Here is a 20729-nt window from a genome sequence, read left to right as displayed (position 1 = left end):
TCACCTCGGTCGTCCGGGGTTCGGTCGGCGCGGCGTTCGTCGCGGACGCCCGTCGCGACTGGCGGTCTGTCTTGGGGTCTCATGTGAGACGTTACGACCAGCCACACTTGAGGCTGCCGTCGGCGGCGGTCTCAAGACCCGTCGAAAGGCCCAGTCGGTCCTTCTCGCGGCGAGATCCGAACCGGGAAGCGGACCTACCGGGACCCGCCCGCCGACGCGGGACACGTGTCGACGCCGAGCAGGGAGTAGAGCGCGCACGTTCCGGCCGCGGCGGTCCCGAGCATGAGCAGCGACGCGACGCCGAGGACGGGCGCGGCGAGCGCCGGCAGCGGAACCGCCCCGGCGAGGGTCGCGAGCGAGGCGACACCGAGCACCGCACCGAGGGCCGTTCTAACGCGCTTATCCGTCGCACCGACGTTCTGGTTCATACGTCACAATACGGCACACAAGCGTAAATACGTTCGCACGCGTCGTCGGGTCAGTCGTCCACGTCGAACGCGGACAGGTCGGTCTGACGGCCGCGGTGGTCACCAGAGGCCGTCGCTCCGTCGCCGGTCGCTCCGTCCCCTCGCTCCGAGGCCTCACTCCCGTGTTCCTCGGCGATGGCTCTGGCGGCGTCGAGGTCGCCCGATAGCGAGGCGCGCCGCGCGATCGATTCGTCGGCCAGTCGCCCCGCGGCCGCGGGATGCGCGTCGTAGTACCGCCGTTCGAACTCCTCGCGGGCCGCCTCGTAGTCGACGACCGGATAGGGATACTCCTCGCCGATCTCGACGCCGCACTCCGCTTGGACCGAAAGCGGGGCGTGGTCCGGCCGATCGAGGTGCTCGGCCGGGAGCCGCTCCAGCTCCGGGACCCACCGCGTGACGAACTCGCCGTCGGGGTCCTGGTCGCGGACCTGCTTTCGCGGGTTGTAGAGGCGGAGTCCGGGGCGCCCCACGAGCCCGCACTGCGACTGCCACTGCGTGTAGTTGATCGCGGCGTCGGCGTCGATCAGGTGCTCGTAGAAGTGGTCCGCGCCGATCCGCCACGGCTGCTGGAGGACGTGGAAGTAGACGCTCGCGCACAGCGCCCGCATCCGGAAGTTGAGCCATCCGGTCTCGCGGAGACAGCGCATGCTCGCGTCCACCATCGGGAACCCCGTCTCGCCCGCCTTCCACGCCGCGACGAGCTCCGGATCGTGGCGGTCGCGGTTGAAATTCTTATAAATGGGGTTGACGGCCTCGTCGAGCCACCCCGGCCAGTCGACCAGCTTCTGCCGGTAGTGGCGGTTCCAGAACAGGCGGGAGACGAACATCGACTTGCCGCGGCCGTCCGGCGCGCGCTCGTCGACGTACCGGTGGACCTCCCGGAGCGAGAGGCAGCCGAATCGGAGGTACGGCGAGAGGCCGCTCGTCCCTCCGCGAGCGTCGACCGGCGAGGAGATGCTTCCCGGGTACTCGCCGATCCGCGCGACGAACGACTCCAGCCGATCGCGGCCGGCCGCCCGGCCCCCCTCCGGCACCATCGACTTCTCCGGGGTCACGTCGTAGGCTGCCGCGACCGACTCGGGCGTCGGGGAGAACGGGTTGCCGTGATCCCGGTCGGCGCTCGCGGCCGACTCCGGATCGGCCGCGACCCGCTCGACGGCGACGCGTCGCGGATCCCAGTCGCACGGGTCCGCGGCCAGCCACGACTCGATCGCCGCCTTCCACTCTCGGCGCGGACGGTCGGCGCCTCGGACCAGTCCGTCGTCGTCGACGAACTCGACGCCGAGTTGGTCGCGAGCGCGCTCGTCGCGCCGGAGCCCGTACCGGCCGGTCACGCTCCGCGTCGCGACGACGTCCCACCCGGCGTCGACGAAGCGGCCGAGGACCTCGATCGGGTCGCCGTGGGCGTATGTCAGGCCGGGCGCGCCGACGTCGCGGTACTGTCGGTCGAGGTCGCGCAGGGAGTCGTGGAGGAACGCGATCCGGGCGTCGCAGGCCGTCCCGCGGTCGCCGTAGAAGGCCGGGTCGAAGACGAACAGGGGGAGGACGGTCGTGTCGGTTCCCTCCTTCGCGGCCGCCGAGTCGGCCGCCGCCGCGAGCGCGGGGTTGTCCGCGATCCGCAGGTCCTCCCGGTGCCAGACGACGGTCCCGGCCTCGGCCGGCGATCCGGCGAGCGACCGGATCGCGTCCCGGTCCGGGACCGTCGGAAGCGCCGTCGAGTCGTCGTCCGCGCCCGCGTGCATGCGTACACCGTCGCTTCGGTCTCTCGGGACATGGGCCTGTCGGCGACGGTTCCCCGGCGCGGCGGCAGTCCGACGGGTCGCCGTCGATCGGAGCAGTTCGAAAATAGCGATGAGGCGGTCAGCGGGCGAGCGTCGCCTACTCGCCGGTCTCGATCGGCGCGCCGACGAGGTTCCCCCACTCGGTCCAGGAGCCGTCGTAGTTGCGGACGTCGTCGTAGCCGAGCAGCTCGTGCAGGAGGAACCACTCGATCGACGAGCGCTCGCCGACGCGGCAGTAGGTGATCGTCGACTCGTCGCCGTCGACGCCGGCGTCCGAGTACAGCTCGCGGAGTTCGTCCGCGCTCTTGAACGTGCCATCCTCGTTCAGGGTCGTCCCGATCGGGACGTTGCTCGCGCCGGGGATGTGGCCGCCGCGCTGGGCGGTCTCGTTGAGTCCCTCGGGGGCGATGACCTCTCCCGAGAACTCCTCGGGGGAGCGGACGTCGACCATCGGGATCCCCTCCTCGATCGCCTTGTCGATGTCGTCCTTGTAGGCGCGGACGCTCTCGAAGGGACCGCGGGCCTCGTACTCGCGGGGCGTGAAGTCGGGCTCTTCGGTCGAGAGCGGGTAGTCGTTCTCGACCCAGTACCCCTTCCCGCCGTCGATCACGCGGACGTCGTCGTGACCGTAGTACTTGTAGATCCAGTAGCCGAACAGCGCGAACCAGTTCGGGACGCGCCCGCCGCCGTACACGACGACCGTCGTGTCGGCGTCGATGCCGCCCTCGCCGTTTCGCTTCGCGAAGTTCTCCTTCGAGACGATGTCGCGTTCGGTCTCGTCGGTGAAGACCTCGTCCCACTCGAAGTTCAGGGCGCCCGGAATGTGGCCCTCCTCGTAGGGCGTGTACTCCGACTCGTCGGTGACGGTCGGGTTGTTGACCTCGACGAGCCGGTGATCGGAGTCGTCGCCTTGGAACGTGTCGAGTCGCTCTTCGACCCAGTCCGCCGTGACGAGTACGTCTTCAGACATCGCCCGTACTACGGCCTAACGCCGTTTTGAACGTCCGATAATGGCGGTTCTTTCCGGCGCCTGTGACGGGCGGCAAACGAACGATACCGTCGAAAACGACCGCGTCGGAGGCTAAAAGTCGTTTATTTACGCTGACACCTACCGGATCACCGTCACCGGCACGTCGGCCTTGTCGACGACGCTCTTCGCGACGCTGCCGACGACCTGCTCGCGCTCCTCGCTCAGCCCGCGGTGGCCCACGTAGATCGCGTCGACATCGTTCCCGGCCGCGTAGTCGGCGATCGCGTCGGCCGGGCGTCCGGTGAGTAGCTGCGTCTCCAGGTCGATCGACTCGTCGCCGACGGCCTCTTCCGCGATCGTTCGGGCGTTGGCGAGGACGCTCTGGCCGGCGTCGACCGCGGCCTCCTCGCCCGGCAGGACGATCGTGCCGTCGACGAGCTCCGAGTCCGGCGTCAGCACGTGGGCGACCTCGAGCGTCTCGTAGAACGCGACCGCCTGTCGCGCCGCGTATCGAACGGCCTCGTCGCTCTCCGCCGATCCGTCGGTGGCCACGAGATAGCTCATACGCGGAGGTCGCGCCGGCTCGCATATAATTCCTGTCCGCCGTTCTCACGTCTTGCGGTTCCGGTTCGGTCTCAGTCGCGGTCGACCGGTCGCGCGACCAGCTCGCCCCACGACTCGAAGCCGTGACGGTCGTAGAAGGCCCGAGCGCGCTCGTTCGCGGGGTCGACGTCGAGCACGATCCGGTCGAGCGGAAGCGACTGGTCGCTCGCGAGGTCGACGGCGGCGGCCACGAGGTCGTCCGCGACGCCCGTGCCGCGGTGCGCCGGGGCGACGTAGAGCTCGTTGATCACGGCGGCGTCCCAGACCATCGCGAGCCGCTCGGGGAGGACGAAGACGTAGCCGACGACCTCGCCGCTCTCGTCCCCGGCGTTCTCGTCGTCCCCGCCACCGCCCTCGCTCTCGCCGCCCTCGTCGACCGCGACCGTCACGCACCGCTCGTCGTCCGCGACGCATCGGTCGACCCACGCGAGCCACCGTTCGCGGTAGCCGTCGGTGAGCTTCCCCTCGTAGGCGACGGCCTTCTCGTCGCCGCCGGTGTTCTCTCCGAGTCCGCGCTCGAAGGCGAGCTTGCGTGCGTAGAGCCCCTCGGCGTCGGTCGCGGGGTCGTACGGGCGAACGCGGACCGTCATCGCCCTCCTCCGCGCTCCGGGCGAGCCGCGTCGGCCATCCCGGCGGTCGGCGGACGACTCATACAGCTCAGATCAGCCCGAGCGCCGTGAGGATCTGGTTGCCGAATATCATCGCGATCAGCCCGGCGAGCATCACGAGCCCGGACGAGACGGTGATCGTCCGGACGGCAGCGTGCCGGTCCGAGAGCGGGACCCGGCTGATCACCGCCTCCGCGACCATCCGGAGGATCCGCCCGCCGTCGAGCGGGAACGCCGGCAGGCAGTTGAACAGCGCGAGCTGGATGTTGATCCAGCCGGTCCAGAAGAGGAGGTTCGCGAGCAGGAACACCCCGCCGCCGAGCGCGCCGAGCGCCCCGTCGACGACGAAGAAGTTGGTCACGTCGCCGGTGAACCCCGCGAAGTTGAACGGGAGCCCGAACAGGCTGCCGAGCGGGAGGACGAGCGAGACGAACACGAGCCCGAGCGGGGAGTCCGTCAGCCCGCCGATCGGGACCCCGTCGGCCCCGGTCTCGCCGCCGTCGCCGCCGAGCAGTTCGAGGTAGGCGCCGGCGGGGTACTCGGAGACGCCGAAGTCGTCGAGCGCGAGCCCGCTGGATCCGGGGAACACCGTGACCCCGACGAACCCGCCGTCGCGGTTCGGGTGCGGTGCCAGCTCGACGTCGTAGGCCCGGCGCTCGTCGCCGCCGTCGTACGCGATCACCTCGACGGTCTCGTCGGGGTCGCGCTCGCCGAGCACCGCCGAGAGGTCCTCGGCGTCACGGACCCGTTCCCCGTCGATGGAGACGATCGTCAGCGGCTCGCCCGGCTCCGCCCCCGCCTCGTCGAGCGGGCCGTCCGTCTGCACGCCGAGCGCGTACGCGCCGATCGGGATCTCCGCGGTCGTCGCGTTCGCCTCCCCGTCGCTCGCGCCGGCGGCGCTCCGCACCGACACCGTGGCGCGCTCCGCGTCGCCGACGGCGTCGTAGAAGCCGCGCTCGGTCGCCACCGCCTCGCCGTTCACCGACTCGACCGTCAGCGGCGCCTCCGCGACCGTCACGCCGAGCGGGTTGCCGCCGGCGGAGCCGACCGCCTGGAGCCGTCGGTCGACCTCCACGTCGCGCTCCCCGTCGCCGTCGTCGGCCGTGACGGTCACGGTGTCGCCCGCGTCCGCGATCGCGGCCTCGAACTCGCCGGCCGTGCCGACCGGCTGGCCGCCGACCTCGACGATCCGGTCGCCCGCCGCGAGGCCGGCCGCGTCGGCCGGCGAGTCCGGGTTCACCTCGCCGACGGCGTAGCCGGGCGCCGGCGAGATCGCGCCGACAACTGGGCCGAACAGCAGCGCGAACACGAGCACCGTGAGCAGCGCGTTGGCGGTGACGCCGGCCGCGAACATCCTCGCGCGGGCCCCCCGAGACGCCGCCTGCGTCGCCTCCTCGTCCGGCTCGACGAAGGCGCCGACGGGCAGAATCGCGAAGAAGACGAGTCCCATCGACTCGATGTCGATATCCTCGACGCGGCAGAGCAGGCCGTGTGCCCCCTCGTGGACGACCATCGCGACCGCGAGCCCGGCGACGATCTCGGGCGCGACCGACAGCGGGAGGAAGTCGTTGACGCCGGGGATGATGAGGAAGTTCTGCGGCTGCTGGATCGCGGAGGGCTGCGCGGTGTTCAGCGCCGAGGCCGCGGAGGAGAGGATCAGGAAGAACGACCCGACCATCGCGACGAGGGCCCCGCCGAGCCCGAGGTTCGCGAGCCCGCGCCAGAACCGCCGCGGGGCCGCGAGCCGGTTGAGGAACTCCCGACCGCGGAGCGTGCGGAGGGTGAGTATCGGGCCGGAGACGCGGACCGACTCCGGGAGTACCCCGCGGTTCCGGAGCCACAGCGCGGCCGCGGAGTAGGCGAGGACACCGGTGAGGACCCACAGGAGCGTGTTCTCGGCGAACAGGTCCATCAGCGCGTTCATCACGAACATATCCGTGTCCGCTCGGTGTAAGGCGTTCGGTTACCGGAACCGCCTCGCGGCGAGAGCGCGTCCGCCACCGCGTCGGGAGCGGTCCGACACGGCCGTTCCCGGAGGCGGGGAGCGACCGGGAACTCAACACACAAGTACCCCGCGAGACAAGCCGTGGCCATGTTCGCGCTCATCGACTTCGTCTCGCGGGTCGTCGGCGATATCGGCCGCTTCGTCGACATCTTCCTGAACGACCTCATCCTCGGCGCCGGCGACCCGCTCTCGGCGCTACTGATCGTCGTCGGACAGGTCCTGATCATCGCCTCCGTGTCCGTGCTCGGCTACGCCGCGGTCGGCGCGCTCCTGCAGGAGATCGGCGTGACGCTGCCCTCGCTGGGCGGTCGCGGTCGCTCCGAGTAGCTCGGTTTCGCTCTCCGTTCCGATTCGACCGTCTCGCCCGGAAGCGACGCGGCCGGATCAAGACGGGCGGGCGCGGCCGGATTAGAACAGACCGTCGGCGGCCTCGGCCGCGAGGTCGACGGCGTCCTCCAGGTCCGGACCGAGCGGCGACCCGACCACGAGCCCGTCGGCGTGCTCGGCGACGGCGGCCGCGCGCTCGCGGACGGTCTCCGGGGAGCCGGCCATGCAGAACGCGTCTATCATCGCCGGGGTCACGAGGTCGAAGGCCGCGGAGAACTCGCCGGCAGAGACGCGCTCGCCGATCTCGCTCGCCGCGTCCGGGTCGATCCCGTGGCGTTTCAGGACGGGGGGCGCCGCGCCCGCGGCGATGAACGCGACCGGGGGCCGAGCCGCCTCGCGCGCCGCGTCCTCGTCCTCGTCGACCGAGACCGCGGCGTACGCGATGAGGTCGAAGTCGCCCCGGTGCTCGGGGCGGTCGCCGAGGCCGTCGTCGACCTGCTCGCGAGCCCACGCGAGGTCCTTGGGATGCGAGCCGTTGTACAGCAGCCCGTCGGCGTGTTTCGCGGCCATCCGGCACATGTGCGGCCCCTCGCCGCCGACGTGGACCGGGATCGACGCGCCCTGGGGCGGCTCGTAGTTGAGCCCCGCCTCGCTGGCGTCGAAGGTCCCGTCGTGGTCGACGCGCTCGCCGGCCCACAGCTGCTGTGCGGTCTTGAACGCCTCCAAGACCGGGCGGAGCCCGCGCTCGTCGGCGAGCCCGAGGTTCGCGAGCGTGGAGGGGTCACCGGGGCCGAGCCCGAAGACGGCCCGGCCCTCCGAGAGCTCGTCGAGGGTGGCCACCCGCGAGGCGAGCGTCACCGGGTGGGTCTCGTAGGGGTTCGCGACGCCCGGACCGAGCCGGACGGACTCCGTGGCGGTCGCGAGCTGCGAGAGGAACGCCCACGGGTCGCGGTTGTTGTAGTGACACGTCGAGTAGACGGCGTCGTAGCCGGCGTCCTCGGCGCGGACGCCGAGGTCGACGAGGCGGTGCAGGTCGTGTTCGGGGGTGAGTTCGATTCCGAGCATGGTTATTCGTCGAATGTCCACTGGCGGAGGGCCTGACGAACGAAGTCGCCCTCGACCTCGCGGAAGTGGCTGTCCGATCCCTCGTGGTCGCCGAACGCCCAGTCGCGGACGACGACGACCGGGGTGCCGCCCGCGCCCTCGCCGGCGACGAGGTTCGCCGCCGACGCGAGCTCGTCAATCACGTTCTGGACGGTGACGCCCATCTCGCGGCCGTCGCGGTCGGGCTCGCCGCGCCAGTCGCGGGCCGCCGGCAGGCCGGCCCAGCCGATCGCGACCCCGCGCTGGCCGTGGCGGAACGGGCGCCCGCAGGTGTCGCTGACGACCACGCGATCGGCCGCGAGCCCGTCGCGGATCCGCGCCGCGCTGTCGGAGGGGCGCTCCGGGAGCAGCAGCAGGTCACCGTCGGGGACGTTCGACCGGTCGATCCCGGCGTTGACACCGATGTGACCGAACCGCGTCGCCGTCAGGAGGAACGGGGCCTCCATGATCAGCTCCGTCGACTCCTCGATGACGGCCTGCGCGAAGCGCGGGTCCCGCTCTTCGCCCGAGATCTCCGCGAGCCGATCGGCGACCTCGTTCGCGCGCGGACCGGCCGGGAAGTCGGAGAGGTCGAACGTCCGCCCCTCGGCCTTGGAGACGACCGTGCTGGCGACGACGACGACATCGTCCCCGCGGAGGTCGACGCGCTCGTCGATCATGGCCGCGAGGTCGTCTCCCTCCCGGATCTCCGGGAGGTCCGGGACGGCGAACAGCTCCATACATCCCCGTGGGTAGCGACGAGGAAAAACTCCGCCGGTACCGGGCCGGTTTGACGGTATCAGACGCGGAAAGCGGGCGGCGAACGCATCGGCGGCGGCAGCGACGCCCACTTATAAATGAATGCGGTGGCGCGTGCCTGCGAGGCCGCCTCGCGGCCGAGCAGCACGCGCGAGGGAGTCAGTCGCCTTTGGCGACTGACGAGGCTGGGGAGGCGTGAGGATGCCGTGCGGTGCGGGTGGGACTCAAAGGGGCAGCCGCGAGGCGGACGCAGGCGATGCAAGGACCACAGGGAACGAGCGTAGCGAGTGACTGAGGATCGGAGCGAGCGTGCGTCCGCCTCGCGGCTGGGGCTTTGGCGGTGGTCACCGCGGAGTAGTCGATCGCAGAGTACCGAGCGGCTGGGGCTTTGGCGGTGGTCACCGCCGATCTGCTGTCAGCTGCTTATAAATGAGCGGCGTGATAGTCTTGCGTGTCCCCTCCCGCTCCGCACATCTTATAAACGACTCAGACGACTTCGTACACGTGGACCTGCACGTCCGGTACGAGGGCGACGACGACCCAGACAAGTGCACGGCCCGGAAGCTCGCGCGGTTCGACCTCACAGAACTCCACCGCTCCGACCGCGCGACGCCCTACGGCGTCGTGCTCAACCCCCACGCCGAGCGCGCGCTCTCGCCCGCGGACGCGGACCTCGCGCGCGAGAACGCGCTCGTCGCGCTCGACTGCTCGTGGGAGTCTGCCGGCGAGAAGCAGTTTACCCTCCCGGGCGAGCACCGCGCGCTCCCGTACCTCGTCGCCGCCAACCCCGTGAACTTCGGGCGTCCGATGCGGCTCACCACCGTCGAGGCGTTCGCGGCCGCCCTTCACATCCTGGGCGAGCACGACCACGCGGAACGGATCATGGCGAAGTTCACGTGGGGCGAGACGTTCCTCGATCTCAACGAGGAGCCGCTCCGCCGGTACGCCGACTGCGAGGACTCCGCCGGGATCGTCGCGATCCAACAGGAGTACCTCGACCGGGAGTAGCCGCGGCGCGGACGCCCCTCCCGAGCGCGCCTCGCGGTCGAGGCGGATACCGGATCCGAACGGGGGTGCGGCAAGCCTTTTGCACGAATCCCTCCTACTGTGAGGCGATGGTTTCCACTGGTGACACCGCACCCGGCATCTCCGCGACGATTGGCACGAGCGACCACGAACCGTTCGAGCTCGGCGACCACCTCGGCGACGGTCCGGTAGTGCTCGCCTTCTTCCCCGGCGCGTTCACCCCGCCGTGCACGAACGAGATGATCGCGTTCCAGGAGCACGCCGACGCCTTCGAGGCGGCCGGCGCGACGATCTTCGGAATCAGCGCCGACTCCCCGTTCTCGCAGGGCGCGTTCCGCGAGGAGCACGGGATCGAGTTCGACCTCGTCAGCGACATGGCCGGCGACGCGATCCGGGCGTACGGCCTGGAGATGGACATCGCCGAGCTGGGGCTCCACGGGATCGCCAACCGCGCCGTCTTCGTGCTCGACGAGGAGGGCGAGGTCGTCTACGACTGGGTCGCCGACGACCCGACCAACGAGCCCGACTACGACGCCGTCCTCGACGCGGCTGAGAGCGCATAGGACGAAGCCGATCGGGGAGTAGGGATTGTGACTACTTCCTCGGCCGTTCGTTCATAAGCGGTTATCAGTCGATCGACGACGAACGCGTCCGAACCCCAAGTCGCTCGGTTATGCGTCGTTGCAGTCGCTGTAACGGAGAACACCTCCAAAGCCCCAGCCGCGAGGGCGACGTACGCTCGCTGCGTTCCTCAGTCGGTCGCTCACTTTGTTCGCTCCCTCCCTGCGGTACTTGCGTCGCCTACGTCGCCCTCGCGGCTGCCCCTTTGAGTCCCACCCGCCCGCAATCACCGCAGCCTCACGCCTCCCCAGCCTCGGCAGACGGCCCGGCGCGGGCGAGCCACGCCGGACCGCTGCCTCCCTCGCGCGCGCTCCTCGTGGGCCGATGGCCCACTCGAAGGCGCGCGCCGACGGCAAGACGCACTCATCGAGCACTCAATCTGTGGCTTCAGAGAGCGACCTCAGTCCCCGAGCACGCCGCCGATCGCACCCGCGAGCGCCGAGTCGATCGCGAACAGCAGTGTCACGAACAGCCCGACGACCAGCACCCCCGCACCGCCGAGCAGGCTCCCGACTGGACCGCCGGCGAGGCCGAGGAGCCCGCCGAACGCGGCCAGCAGGAGCGTGACGACGACCCCGCTCACCGACCCCGCGAGCAGGCCGTGCCACGTCCCGGAGAGGAGACCGCCGCCGGCGACGTAGCCGGCGACGAACCCCCCGATCAGCCCCGCGCCGACGTGTCCGACGACCGGAGCGAACGTCGCGAGCAGTCCGGCGATCAGCATCACGACGAACCCGTAGCCGACGGCGCGCCAGTCTGTCATACTCCCGGTAGTCGGTCGTGAGGGAAGTAGTCGCCGCCGCTTCTGTCGCATCGCCGACACCCGAACGCGAGCGGATCGGTTCCGCCGACGCCGCGTCGACGATCGGTGCGACGACCGGAATTTAAGCCTTCACCGGGCCAACGAGTGCCCGTGCCCTCCACGTCCGACACCTCGATCGACGGGATCCGGCCGTCAGCGGACGGAGACCGCGAGACGGATCCCGACGCCGACTCCGCCACCCGCCCCGGTACCGTCACCAACCCCGACACCGATATGAACCCTATCGAGTGGGGACCGGTCCGCTTCGAGCGCCTGCGGTCGCTGGCGCTCGGGGCGACACTCGTCGCGGTCGGCGCCGCCCTCCTCCTCGCGCTCGCCGTCGCCGTCGCGTTCGCACTCTCGCTCTCGGCGGGCGGGGAGATACCGACCGAAGCGTCGGCGCTCGCCGTGCTCCTGTTCGTCGGCGGCCCGGCGTCGCTGTTCTACCTGCTGATCGCGTACGATCGCATGTCCCCTGAACGCCGGCGGGAGCTCCTGTCACCGCTCGGCGGAGGCTCGTTCGATCCCTCTCACTTCCGGCTCGGATGGACGCTCCTCGGAGCGGGCGCCGCGCTCGCGGTCGGGGCGGCGGCGCTCGGACCGGGGGCGTGGGCCGCCCCGGGGCTGGCCCCGCTCGTCGTCTCCCTGTTCGTAGTGCTCCCCGCGCTCGCTCGGACGGAGGGGACCGACGCGCGACTCGACCCGACGGCCGAAACGATCGAGCGGACCTACCGGAGCCACGACCGGACGCGATCGGACGACCTCGGGTGCGTGATCCGGACGCGCCGGATCGACCTCCCGTGGACGACCGTCTTCCTGCTCGCGTACCGCGGGAACGCGTGGTACCGCTCGACGCCGTGGCTGTTCGTTCCGACCGAACTCGCGGACGAGGTGGAACGGGGGCTCGCCGCGGTGCTCGCGCGGAGCGACGGACCGGACCGGGCCAGCGTCCCGGAGCGCGTCATCCTCGCGATCGTGGGTTCCGCCTCGCTCGTCGTCGGCCTCGCGATGGCCGTCGCGGCCGGCGAGACGACGGCCGGAATACTGTTGGCGCTCCTGACGGCGCCGTTCAGCCTCCTCTTCCTCGCGCTCGCGGCACGGCTGTGAATCCCGACCGGCCTCACGGCCCGGCCGCGAGGCGGTCGCGAAGGGGACTTCGACCGTCGTCGACACCGGACGTGCCACCCCCTACCACGCGACTCATATACCCGGCGACCGTACGGCTCTCTATGGACAGAACTCGTCTGGAGAGCGCGCTGGCGGAGGCGTTCGGCGGCACCGAGGCCGAGCGGCGAGCGGTCGCCCGGGCGGCCTGCGACCTCGCGGACTCCGGCCGGCCCTCGGAGGACCGGGGGCACGCGCTCACCGTCTCCGGCGTGGTCGACCACCTGGACGACGCGCCGGACGGCTCCTCGCTCGTCGAGCGCTGGAACTGGTGGCTCGGTGCGCTCGAAGCCGCCTACGGCGGGTACGACTACTTCACGGTCCGGTTCGTCGAAGACGACGAGGAGGCGGGGCTCCGCCGGTAGGTTCGGAGCGCGGGACGAGGGTCGGGATCGAAGTCGAGAGCGAAATCAACGGTGTTCGCCGCCGACGCTTCCACTTTCAGTTTCACTCCGGGGATGGCTCGCTTATAGGTGCGTTCCGCCCGAACTTCGGTCCATGAGCGCGACTACCCACGACCGGCCGCAGTACGCGGCGCCGACCCGGAAGGACGTCACCGACTGTCGAACCGACCGGATCGCCGACCGCGTTCGCATGAATCGGGTACGCGGGAGCGAGGTCGCACTGGAGCGTCGCGGCGGGCGGACGTTCCTGGTGACGCTGCCGTCGGAGTAAGGGCGGGTACCGGATCTGCGGGGCCGTCAGTCGTCCGCGGCGAGCGGGCTCCGCGCGGCGCCGCCGTCGGAGAGCAGGCTGTCGAGACCGATCCCCAGCGACTCGTCGGTCCGCGCGACCGACTCCGCGCGGGACGCGTCGGTCGCCAGCGCCCGGACCGCGTCGACGTTCTCCGGGACGACGTCGGCCTCCTGATGGACGTTCTGGAACAGGTAGAGGTCCCGCCCCTGGACGCTTATCGACTCCTCCCAGACGCAGTTCTCCCAGAGGTCGCCGCGCGGGCGCCCGATGTCGGCGGCGTAGTCCTTCAGCGCGCCGGCGCCGTCGATGCCGGCGCTCTCGGGGATCAGGAACACCCGCCCCTCGCCGGCGAGGAGGTCCCTGACCGCCTCTGTACTCGGCTCCTCGTCGAGCGTGACGTTGACGCTGTGGGTGTGCATCGCCGTGACGGGGGCCTTCAGCGCGGTCGTGTCGACGTCGACGTCCGGGAGGATCGTGTTCACGTCTGGGCCGTGGTGTGAGGGGACCGTCGTCGGATCGGGCACGATGTCGTTGATGGGTCCCCGGTCGGTCTCGCTCGGGTCGCCGCCGCGGCGGACGAGGGTCACGCGCGCCTTCTCGACGCCGTAGGTCTCGTCGAGGGGCGCGAGGATCCGAGAGAGCCCGGTCGTGTTACAGGAGACGACGCGGAGCGAGTCGGCGCCGCGGGCGGCCTCGTAGCTCCCGCGAGCGTTGAACGAGGCGTCGGCGATGTCGGCGTCCTCGCCGCCCTGGTAGATCGCCGGTACGCCGTGAGCCTCGTACGTCGGCCGGTTGCGCTCGCCGACGCCGGAGGGACAGCAGTCGACGACGACGTCGACGGCGTCGAGCAGGTCGGTGAGCGTTCCCGTCACGCCGAGCCCGGCGGCCTCGAACTCGTCGACGCGGTCGTCGATCGCGGCGTAGAGGTCGTACCCCCGCCGGATCGCGGCCTCGGCGCCGTAGTTCGGGCTCGTCTTCGTCACGCCGACGAGTTCCATGTCGGACTGGGCCGCGACCGCGTCCGCGACCCGCTTGCCGATCGTCCCGTACCCGTTGACGCCCACGCGTATCATGGAATTCACTCGATTCCGTACCGGGATAATCTTTTCGAGGAGTTTAAAAAGAAATTAACTACGCCGTGAGTAATCGGTCCGTTAATTCGCTCGACGTGAGCATGTAACTGAGTTTCGAAAGGGAGTAAATATAAACAAATGGGAAGGACTTACGCCCGCGAGGCCCGAAAATCAGGTATGAGCGCAGACCTCTCCGAGGCGGCCGCGACCGCCGTAAATCAGTGTCTGAACGTCGGGCCCGACGAGTCGGTCGTCGTCGTCACGGACGACGAGCGCGAACCGATCGGCGAGGCGCTGTACGAGGCCGCGAGCGCCGTCACCGACGACGCGACGGTCCTCAGGTACCCGCCGGCCGAGCAGCACGGCACCGAGCCGCCCGCGCCCGTGGCGGCCGCGATGGCCGAGAGCGACGCCTTCCTCGCGCCGACGACGAAGAGCCTCAGCCACACCCGCGCTCGCGGGGCCGCATGCGACGCCAGCGCCCGCGGCGCGACGCTCCCTGGGATCACCGAGGACGTGTTCGCCACGGGGCTCGACGCCGACTACACCGCCATCGAGGCCGCGTGCGACGACGTGCTCGCGCAGGTCGCCGGCGCCGACGAGGTCCGGGTCACCTCGCCCGCGGGCACCGATATCGCGTTCGGGATCGGCGACCGCGAGTGGCTCTCGGACACCGGGATGGTGCGCGACCCCGGCGACTTCTCGAACCTCCCCGCCGGCGAGGTGTTCGTCGCTCCGGAGACCGCGACCGGGACGTTCGTCGTGGACGGGACGATGATGCCCCACGGGCTGCTCGGCGAGAACCGAGAGCTCACGTTCGAGGTCGAGGGCGGGCAGGTCACGAGCATCGACGATGACGCGATCCGCGCCGACGTCGAGGCGGCCGCGGAATCGGTCGGCGACGCCGCGTACAACCTCGCGGAGCTCGGCATCGGCACGAACGTCGGCGTCGACGAGCTGGTCGGCTCCGTCCTCCTCGACGAGAAAGCCGGCGGCACCGTCCACATCGCGATCGGCGACAACGCGGGCATCGGCGGGGAGACGGACGCCCCGATCCACCTCGACGGTATCCTCCGAGACCCGACCGTCTACGCCGACGGCGACGAGATCGAGCTGCCGACCGCGTAGGACCGGTCAGACCGAATCGAGTCGTTCATTTATAAATGAACGATGCGGTGGCGCGTACCTCTGAGCGCCCGAAGGGCGCGAAGAGCGCGCGCGAGGGACGCCGCGAGTGCAGCGAGCGGCGAGGCTGGGGAGGCGTGAGGACGCGGTTGCGGTGCGGTCGGGTGGGGCTTTGGAGGTGTTCACCGCGAGGTCAACCGTTTATCATCGATCGCCGATTCAGTCAATGACTGCGAGCGCGACGCCCGCCACGTCTCGCACGCCGACCACCTGGTGTCGCCAGCCGTCGCCGGCGTCGACGCAGAGCGTGCCGACCGCGGTGACGGCCACGGAGATCCCAGGCCTGTAGCCGAGCGCGACTGCAGCTTCGTCGACAGGGAGATCGGCGACCCGCCAGGTCTCGGCGTCCCACTCCGCGACCTCGGTTCCCGCCGCGTCGCCGGCGTGGACTCGGAGTTCGCCGTCGACGACCGCCATCGCGTGGCCGTCGCCGTCGGCCGCGACCGCCTCCGCCGCTCCCTCAAACGCCGTCATCCAGCCGTTGCCGAGCCAGTAGAGCCCCGATTCGGTCGCCGCGAGGGGCATCCCGGCCCCCGCCACGTCGCGGGCGTCGTCGAGGCCAACGGCGGTGAGGGCGAGCTCTTCACCCCCGATCCCGCCCGGGCTCCCGTTGACCCGATGGACCCCGTCTCCGGCGGCGACGAGGGGGCCGTCGATCGCGCGCGGATCCGACACGGTCCCGATCGAGGTCGCGGTCGGGTCGGAATCCGCGCCGTCGACTTCGACGCGGTCGATCCCGCCGTCTTCACCCGCGACGAGGAACGCGCCGTCGTGGACGCCGACCGCGACCGTCGGGTTCGGCTCGCCTGCGGTCCGGTCGAACTCCGGGTCGTCGCCGACGGGCGCGACGCGCAGCCCGTCCGCGGTCGCGACCCCGACGAGGTCCGGGGCGGTGTCGCGCGGGAGGACGGCGACGTCGCGGGCCGGCTCGCGGGCGACCATGTCGAACGCGCCGACCTTGTCGGCCGACAGCGCCACCCGGACGACGCCGCTCCCGGTGGCGACGTACGCGTCGGTGCGGCCCGCCGTCCCGGCGAACACGCGCTTCTCCTCGATCGAGATGTCGTCCTCGGCGGGTGCCATCGGCGAGGGGTTCGGGCGGGGGTCTCATAAGCCCCGCGAGCGGCGAACCGAGGTCGACCGGCGCCCACATGTTTCGACGCGCATTAGGTCGGCGGCCGCGTATCGCCGGTCGTGCAATCGGTCGCCGCCGAGGTCGTCGCGCTGCTCGCCGAGGTCGCCCCGCGGCTCGCGCGGATCGCGGCGTTCATCGCCGTCGGCGTCTTCGCCGCCAACGTCGCGGTCGCGTTCGGGCTGATCCGGTACGTCGCCGGGCTGGCCGGGTGGCTCACCCGACCGGCGAACCTCCCCGACGAAGTGGGGACCGCGATCCTCACGACCGCGGCGTCGACGACCGCGGGCTACGCCACGCTCGCCGAGTACCGGGAGTCCGGGCTGCTCGACGACCGGGCGACGCTCGTCGCCGTGACCATCAACACGTTCTTCGGCTTCGTTCAGCACGTGTTCACATTCTACATCCCCGTGTTGATCCCGATTTTGGGCGTCGAGACAGGGGTCACCTACGTCTCCGCGCGCGCCGGGATCGCCCTCGCGATCACGGTCACGGGGGTCCTCGCCGGCGGCGTCCTGCTCTCCGAGCGCAACGTGGACCGCGCCGCGCTCGCCGACGTCGACGCCAGCGGGCCCGACGCCGACGACCGCACGAGCCGCGAGCGCGTCCGCGAGGCCGCCGAGAAGTCGTGGTCCACGCTCCGCCGGATCGTTCCCCGGCTCGCGGTCGTCTACACGCTCGTGATCGCGTTCGTCACCTACTACGACGTCGAGGCGCTGACGAGCGTCGCCGAGCCGATCACCGGGGTCCTCGGACTGCCCGGCGCCGCCGTCCCCGTCATCGCCGTCTACACCCTCGACACGGCGGCCGGGGCGGTCACGCTCGCCGGGACCGAGGCCGGCGTGTTCACCACTCGGACCGCCGTCGCGAGCCTGCTCATCGGCGGGATCCTCTCCTTTGCAGTCTCCACTTTCCGACGCTCGATCCCCTTCCAGTACGGGATCTGGGGCGCCGAGTTCGGCACGAAGGTGATCGCCGTCAACACCGCCCTGAAACTCGTCTTCATCTCGGCGACGGTCGCGCTGCTGCTCGCGCCGGTGTGGTGAGGGGAGTCGAGTGGGATAATACGGATATCATTACACGGTTCGCTGCGGCTCTGGAACACATGGTATAAGATGAAATGCGGTCGGCGCGCGCCTCCGAGCGCCCACCGGGCGCGAGGAGCGCGTGCGAGGGAGTCGCTGGCGGCTTCTGCCGCCAGCGACGAGGTTGGGGAGGTGTGAGGTGCGGTTGCGGTGCGGGTGGGACTTAAACGGGCAGCCGCGAGGGCGAGTTAGGCGACGAAAGCGACCGACCGAGGAGCGCAGCAAGCGTAACTCGCCCTCGCGGCTGGGGCTTTGGAGGTGTCGCTGCAGAGCCGATGTCAACGACGTACAGCCGAGCGGCTGGGTATTTACCGGACTCTCCCGTACTACTGCCGAAAACGACGAATAACGGGGGGGCTGAGGCTTTGGAGGTGATCACCGCGGAAAGACGACCGATACCGGATTTAAAAACGTCATCCGCGACGAACGGAACGCTGCCGACCTATTCCAGGTCGAAGCGGTCGAGCCGCATCACCTTCGTCCACGCGTCGACGAAGTCGTCCACGAGCTTCTCCTCGGCGTCCTCGCTCCCGTAGACTTCCGCGATCGCGCGGAGCCGGGAGTTCGAGCCGAAGATCAGGTCGAGACGGGTGGCCTCCCACTCGACCGCGCCGGTCTCGCGGTCGATCCCCTCGTACAGGTCGGCGTCCGCCGCGCCCTCCGCGGCGGGCCGCCACTCGGTGCTCATGTCGAGCAGGTTCACGAAGAAGTCGTTCGTCAGCGCGCCTGGGCTGTCGGTGAGGACGCCGCGGTCCGTGTCCTCGTAGGTGGCGCCGAGCGCGCGCATGCCGCCGACGAGCGCCGTCATCTCGGTGGCGCTCAGGTCGAGGAGGTCCGCCTTGTCGACGAGCAGCTCCTCGGGCGGGTGGTCGACGCCGTCGCCGAGGTAGTTCCGGAACCCGTCGACGCGCGGCTTGAGCGCCTCGAACGAGTCGGCGTCGGTCTGCGCCTGCGTGGCGTCGGTCCGTCCCGGATCGAACGGGACCGTCACGTCGTAGCCGGCGTCCGCGGCCGCCGCCTCGACCGCGGCGTTGCCGCCGAGGACGATCAGGTCGGCGAGCGAGACGCGCACGTCGTCGTCGCGCGAGGCGTTGAACTCCTCTTGAATCCCTTCGAGCGTCTCCAGCGCCGCGTCGAGCCGCTCCGGCTCGTTGACCTCCCAGTTACGCTGGGGGTCGAGCCGGACGCGCGCGCCGTTCGCGCCGCCGCGCTTGTCGCTGTCGCGGTAGGTGGACGCGGAGGCCCACGCGGTCTTGACGAGCCGCCGGCGCGTCAGGTCGCTGTCGAGGAGCGCCGCTTTGAGCTCCTCGACCGCCTCGTCGCCGATCAGGTCGTGGTCGACCTCGGGGATCGGGTCCTGCCAGATCATCTCCTCGTCCGGGACCTCCGGGCCGAGGAACCGCGACGGCGGGCCCATGTCGCGGTGGGTCAGCTTGTACCAGGCCTTCGCGAAGTTCATGCCGAACGCCATCGGGTTCTCCTGGAACTCCTCGACGATCTCGCGGTAGGCGGGGTCGCGCTTCAGCGCGACGTCCGTCGTGAGCATCATCGGCGTGACGCTCTCGTCGGGGTCGTGCGCGTCCGGGGCGCTCCCGTGGAGGGACTCGTCGGTGGGCGTCCACTGCCACGCGCCGCCGGGGCCCTTCTCGGGCTCCCACTCGTACTCCAGGAGGTTGTCGATGTACCCCATGTCCCACTCGGTCGGGGAGCCGGTCCAAGGGCCCTCGATCCCGCTCGTGATCGTGTCGCCGCCCTTTCCGGTGCCGTGGTCGTTCTCCCAGCCGAGCCCCTGCGCCTCGATCGGCGCCGCCTCGGGCTCCGGACCGAGATTCTCGTCGGGGTCGTCCGCGCCGTGGACCTTCCCGAACGTGTGGCCGCCGGCGATGAGCGCGGCCGTCTCCTCGTCGTTCATCGCCATGCGGTCGAACGTCTGGCGGATGTTCTTCGCGGACGCCATCGGGTCGGGCTGTCCGTCCGGACCCTCCGGGTTCACGTAGATGAGTCCCATCACGGACGCGCCGAGTCCCGGCTCGATCTCGCCGGGCTCCTCGAAGCGCTCCTGCGTGTCCATCTCGGACTCCGGGCCCCAGTAGACGGAGTCGTCCGGCTCGAAGGCGTCCTCGCGGCCGCCGGCGAAGCCGAACGTCTTGAACCCCATCGACTCGATGGCGACGTTCCCGGCGAGGACCATCAGGTCGGCCCAGGAGAGCTTGCGGCCGTACTTCTGTTTGATCGGGAGCAGGAGTCGGCGCGCCTTGTCGAGGTTCGCGTTGTCCGGCCAGCTGTTGAGCGGGGCGAGGCGCTGTCGGCCGCCGTCGGCGCCGCCGCGGCCGTCCGCCGTCCGGTACGTCCCGGCGCTGTGCCACGCCATCCGGATGAACAGCGGCCCGTAGTGACCGTAGTCCGCCGGCCACCAGTCCTGCGACGTCGTCATGAGCTCTTCGAGGTCCGCCTTCACCTCGTCGAGGTCGAGCGACCGGAACGCCTCGGCGTAGTCGAAGTCGTCGTCGTAGGGTCCGACATCGCCGGCGTTCTGGTCGAGGATGTCCAGGTTCAACTGGTTGGGCCACCACTCCTGATTGGTCTTCTGAGACATTAGGTTCGTTCGAGGCTTCCGTCACCTCAGATAAAAAGGTGTTCAAGTTACAGAGATAATCCCGGCAAAGGTAACCTGTATTTCTTCATTATGAAGATATGTTTCAGCAATCCAAAATCCGTATGACTTCGTTACACATGGTCGGCGTATCCGGACGCGTGACGTCCGTCAGCCCGCGACGGTCACGCCGATCCGTCCCGCGGATCGAACTCACCGCGTCGGATCCCCTCGCGGACCGGACCGTGCTCCGCGTCGGTCGGCGGCGGCGCGGTGACGAGCACGGCTTCGAGACGCGCGTCGTCGTCGGCCCGCACGCCGCGCTCGCCCCCGGCCTCGACGACGACCACGTCGCCCGGAGCGACGGCGTGGTCGACCTCGCCCTCGCGGACCGTGCCCGTGCCGGACTGGACCGTGACGACCACGTCGCTGTCGGGGGCGTGGACGGGGATGAACTGCCCCGGCTCGAAGTACCCGCAGACGAATTTCGCCCGACCGCTCCGGAACACGCCGCTCGTCGAAAACCGCTCCTCGTCGTCCGTTCGCTCCGCGTCGAAGATCGTCGCCGGCACGTCACTCACCCCGGCGGATCGGGGCACGTCGCCCGGTCTGACTGGGGTACCCGTTCTCGCTCCGTTCCAGGGACGGCGTCGGTGGTGTTCTCACGTCCGGACCCTCGGGCCCGCGCGGTGAGTGGCTGTGCCCGAACGTATTCGTCTCAAGGGGGATGCGGGCGCGTCGCGAACGCT

The 20729-nt window shown here is 70.4% G+C and carries 21 protein-coding genes; 8 read left to right on the top strand and 13 right to left on the bottom strand.

Features of this window, described 5'->3' with window-relative positions:
- Window positions 1-194: 194 nt before the first annotated feature.
- From SD626R_RS07145 to SD626R_RS07120, 6 genes are all read right to left on the bottom strand, one after another.
- Entirely contained in the window at window positions 195-428 is a 234-nt protein-coding gene (locus SD626R_RS07145; protein WP_092565148.1) for a YgaP family membrane protein, read from the bottom strand.
- A gap of 50 nt (window positions 429-478) precedes the next feature.
- Complete coding sequence (locus tag SD626R_RS07140) at window positions 479-2209, bottom strand: FAD-binding domain-containing protein (protein ID WP_092565146.1); 1731 nt, start codon at window positions 2207-2209, stop codon at window positions 479-481.
- A 136-nt stretch (window positions 2210-2345) separates the two neighbouring features.
- A complete protein-coding gene (locus tag SD626R_RS07135) occupies window positions 2346-3218 on the bottom strand; it encodes a sulfurtransferase (protein WP_092565144.1) in 873 nt (290 codons plus the stop codon).
- A 138-nt stretch (window positions 3219-3356) separates the two neighbouring features.
- Entirely contained in the window at window positions 3357-3782 is a 426-nt protein-coding gene (locus SD626R_RS07130) for a universal stress protein (RefSeq protein ID WP_092565142.1), read from the bottom strand.
- Between the two features lie 71 nt (window positions 3783-3853).
- Window positions 3854-4411 carry a GNAT family N-acetyltransferase gene (locus tag SD626R_RS07125; RefSeq protein ID WP_092565140.1) on the bottom strand — a complete coding sequence of 186 codons (558 nt, stop codon included), beginning with the start codon at window positions 4409-4411 and terminating at the stop codon, window positions 3854-3856.
- A 67-nt stretch (window positions 4412-4478) separates the two neighbouring features.
- On the bottom strand, window positions 4479-6353 hold the full coding sequence (locus SD626R_RS07120) for a site-2 protease family protein (protein ID WP_092565173.1): 1875 nt from the start codon (window positions 6351-6353) through the stop codon (window positions 4479-4481).
- Between the two features lie 168 nt (window positions 6354-6521).
- Between SD626R_RS07120 and SD626R_RS07115 the strand changes: the two genes are divergently transcribed.
- Entirely contained in the window at window positions 6522-6761 is a 240-nt protein-coding gene (locus SD626R_RS07115; protein ID WP_092565138.1) for a DUF8024 family protein, read from the top strand.
- A gap of 81 nt (window positions 6762-6842) precedes the next feature.
- Here the strand turns inward: SD626R_RS07115 and SD626R_RS07110 are convergent, their stop codons facing one another.
- Window positions 6843-7826: a 5,10-methylenetetrahydromethanopterin reductase gene (locus SD626R_RS07110; RefSeq protein ID WP_092565136.1), complete on the bottom strand. Its 984-nt coding sequence runs from the start codon at window positions 7824-7826 to the stop codon at window positions 6843-6845.
- Window positions 7827-7828: 2 nt separating this feature from the next.
- Complete coding sequence (locus tag SD626R_RS07105) at window positions 7829-8584, bottom strand: coenzyme F420-0:L-glutamate ligase (RefSeq protein WP_092565134.1); 756 nt, start codon at window positions 8582-8584, stop codon at window positions 7829-7831.
- A 523-nt stretch (window positions 8585-9107) separates the two neighbouring features.
- Between SD626R_RS07105 and SD626R_RS07100 the strand changes: the two genes are divergently transcribed.
- A complete protein-coding gene (locus tag SD626R_RS07100) occupies window positions 9108-9611 on the top strand; it encodes a DUF367 family protein (protein ID WP_092565132.1) in 504 nt (167 codons plus the stop codon).
- Window positions 9612-9718: 107 nt separating this feature from the next.
- The gene (locus SD626R_RS07095) at window positions 9719-10192 is read left to right on the top strand and encodes a redoxin domain-containing protein (protein ID WP_092565130.1); all 474 of its coding nucleotides are present in this window, start codon (window positions 9719-9721) and stop codon (window positions 10190-10192) included.
- 458 nt (window positions 10193-10650) lie between these two features.
- Here the strand turns inward: SD626R_RS07095 and SD626R_RS07090 are convergent, their stop codons facing one another.
- Window positions 10651-11013 carry a DUF5518 domain-containing protein gene (locus tag SD626R_RS07090; protein WP_092565128.1) on the bottom strand — a complete coding sequence of 121 codons (363 nt, stop codon included), beginning with the start codon at window positions 11011-11013 and terminating at the stop codon, window positions 10651-10653.
- Between the two features lie 150 nt (window positions 11014-11163).
- Here SD626R_RS07090 and SD626R_RS07085 point away from each other — a divergent pair, with 150 nt between their 5' ends.
- The 3 genes from SD626R_RS07085 (at window position 11164) to SD626R_RS16770 (ending at window position 12891) form a co-directional block, all read left to right on the top strand.
- Window positions 11164-12159 carry a hypothetical protein gene (locus SD626R_RS07085; protein ID WP_092565126.1) on the top strand — a complete coding sequence of 332 codons (996 nt, stop codon included), beginning with the start codon at window positions 11164-11166 and terminating at the stop codon, window positions 12157-12159.
- Between the two features lie 122 nt (window positions 12160-12281).
- The gene (locus SD626R_RS07080) at window positions 12282-12581 is read left to right on the top strand and encodes a WNWW family protein (protein ID WP_092565124.1); all 300 of its coding nucleotides are present in this window, start codon (window positions 12282-12284) and stop codon (window positions 12579-12581) included.
- 133 nt (window positions 12582-12714) lie between these two features.
- Entirely contained in the window at window positions 12715-12891 is a 177-nt protein-coding gene (locus SD626R_RS16770) for a hypothetical protein (protein WP_176697292.1), read from the top strand.
- Window positions 12892-12917: 26 nt separating this feature from the next.
- On the opposite strand, the gene SD626R_RS07075 is transcribed toward SD626R_RS16770, so the two are convergent.
- Window positions 12918-13985, bottom strand: a complete 1068-nt coding sequence (locus SD626R_RS07075) for a type II glyceraldehyde-3-phosphate dehydrogenase (RefSeq protein WP_092565122.1) — start codon at window positions 13983-13985, stop codon at window positions 12918-12920.
- A 177-nt stretch (window positions 13986-14162) separates the two neighbouring features.
- Between SD626R_RS07075 and SD626R_RS07070 the strand changes: the two genes are divergently transcribed.
- Entirely contained in the window at window positions 14163-15113 is a 951-nt protein-coding gene (locus tag SD626R_RS07070; protein WP_092565120.1) for an aminopeptidase, read from the top strand.
- A gap of 216 nt (window positions 15114-15329) precedes the next feature.
- Here the strand turns inward: SD626R_RS07070 and SD626R_RS07065 are convergent, their stop codons facing one another.
- The gene (locus SD626R_RS07065) at window positions 15330-16253 is read right to left on the bottom strand and encodes an HVO_0234 family beta-propeller protein (RefSeq protein ID WP_092565118.1); all 924 of its coding nucleotides are present in this window, start codon (window positions 16251-16253) and stop codon (window positions 15330-15332) included.
- 111 nt (window positions 16254-16364) lie between these two features.
- On the opposite strand from SD626R_RS07065, the gene SD626R_RS07060 reads away from it, so the two are divergent.
- Window positions 16365-17348 carry a nucleoside recognition protein gene (locus tag SD626R_RS07060; RefSeq protein WP_092565116.1) on the top strand — a complete coding sequence of 328 codons (984 nt, stop codon included), beginning with the start codon at window positions 16365-16367 and terminating at the stop codon, window positions 17346-17348.
- Between the two features lie 481 nt (window positions 17349-17829).
- Here SD626R_RS07060 and katG read toward each other — a convergent pair whose 3' ends face one another.
- Both katG and SD626R_RS07050 read right to left on the bottom strand, forming a co-directional pair.
- Entirely contained in the window at window positions 17830-19983 is a 2154-nt protein-coding gene (gene katG / locus SD626R_RS07055) for a catalase/peroxidase HPI (protein WP_092565114.1), read from the bottom strand.
- A 182-nt stretch (window positions 19984-20165) separates the two neighbouring features.
- Window positions 20166-20552 (bottom strand): cupin domain-containing protein, encoded by a 387-nt coding sequence (locus SD626R_RS07050; RefSeq protein WP_092565112.1) that lies wholly within the window; start codon window positions 20550-20552, stop codon window positions 20166-20168.
- Window positions 20553-20729 lie beyond the last annotated feature (177 nt).

Origin of the sequence: Halorubrum sp. SD626R, from assembly GCF_001261915.1 — an archaeon.
Classification (GTDB): Archaea; Halobacteriota; Halobacteria; order Halobacteriales; family Haloferacaceae; genus Halorubrum.
Note: the sequence above shows the minus strand (reverse complement) of the source record. Positions and strands in the feature narration are given on the sequence as shown.

What these genes read in the sequence shown, in the direction of transcription:
- SD626R_RS07090 (WP_092565128.1), bottom strand. Translation starts at nt 11,013, where the DNA reads ATGACAGACTGGCGCGCCGTCGGCTACGGGTTCGTCGTGATGCTGATC.
- SD626R_RS16770 (WP_176697292.1), top strand. Translation starts at nt 12,715, where the DNA reads ATGAGCGCGACTACCCACGACCGGCCGCAGTACGCGGCGCCGACCCGG.
- SD626R_RS07140 (WP_092565146.1), bottom strand. Translation starts at nt 2,209, where the DNA reads ATGCACGCGGGCGCGGACGACGACTCGACGGCGCTTCCGACGGTCCCG.
- SD626R_RS07080 (WP_092565124.1), top strand. Translation starts at nt 12,282, where the DNA reads ATGGACAGAACTCGTCTGGAGAGCGCGCTGGCGGAGGCGTTCGGCGGC.
- SD626R_RS07135 (WP_092565144.1), bottom strand. Translation starts at nt 3,218, where the DNA reads ATGTCTGAAGACGTACTCGTCACGGCGGACTGGGTCGAAGAGCGACTC.
- SD626R_RS07095 (WP_092565130.1), top strand. Translation starts at nt 9,719, where the DNA reads ATGGTTTCCACTGGTGACACCGCACCCGGCATCTCCGCGACGATTGGC.
- SD626R_RS07115 (WP_092565138.1), top strand. Translation starts at nt 6,522, where the DNA reads ATGTTCGCGCTCATCGACTTCGTCTCGCGGGTCGTCGGCGATATCGGC.
- SD626R_RS07145 (WP_092565148.1), bottom strand. Translation starts at nt 428, where the DNA reads ATGAACCAGAACGTCGGTGCGACGGATAAGCGCGTTAGAACGGCCCTC.
- SD626R_RS07065 (WP_092565118.1), bottom strand. Translation starts at nt 16,253, where the DNA reads ATGGCACCCGCCGAGGACGACATCTCGATCGAGGAGAAGCGCGTGTTC.
- SD626R_RS07105 (WP_092565134.1), bottom strand. Translation starts at nt 8,584, where the DNA reads ATGGAGCTGTTCGCCGTCCCGGACCTCCCGGAGATCCGGGAGGGAGAC.
- katG (WP_092565114.1), bottom strand. Translation starts at nt 19,983, where the DNA reads ATGTCTCAGAAGACCAATCAGGAGTGGTGGCCCAACCAGTTGAACCTG.
- SD626R_RS07125 (WP_092565140.1), bottom strand. Translation starts at nt 4,411, where the DNA reads ATGACGGTCCGCGTTCGCCCGTACGACCCCGCGACCGACGCCGAGGGG.
- SD626R_RS07120 (WP_092565173.1), bottom strand. Translation starts at nt 6,353, where the DNA reads ATGAACGCGCTGATGGACCTGTTCGCCGAGAACACGCTCCTGTGGGTC.
- SD626R_RS07070 (WP_092565120.1), top strand. Translation starts at nt 14,163, where the DNA reads ATGAGCGCAGACCTCTCCGAGGCGGCCGCGACCGCCGTAAATCAGTGT.
- SD626R_RS07130 (WP_092565142.1), bottom strand. Translation starts at nt 3,782, where the DNA reads ATGAGCTATCTCGTGGCCACCGACGGATCGGCGGAGAGCGACGAGGCC.
- SD626R_RS07110 (WP_092565136.1), bottom strand. Translation starts at nt 7,826, where the DNA reads ATGCTCGGAATCGAACTCACCCCCGAACACGACCTGCACCGCCTCGTC.
- SD626R_RS07075 (WP_092565122.1), bottom strand. Translation starts at nt 13,985, where the DNA reads ATGATACGCGTGGGCGTCAACGGGTACGGGACGATCGGCAAGCGGGTC.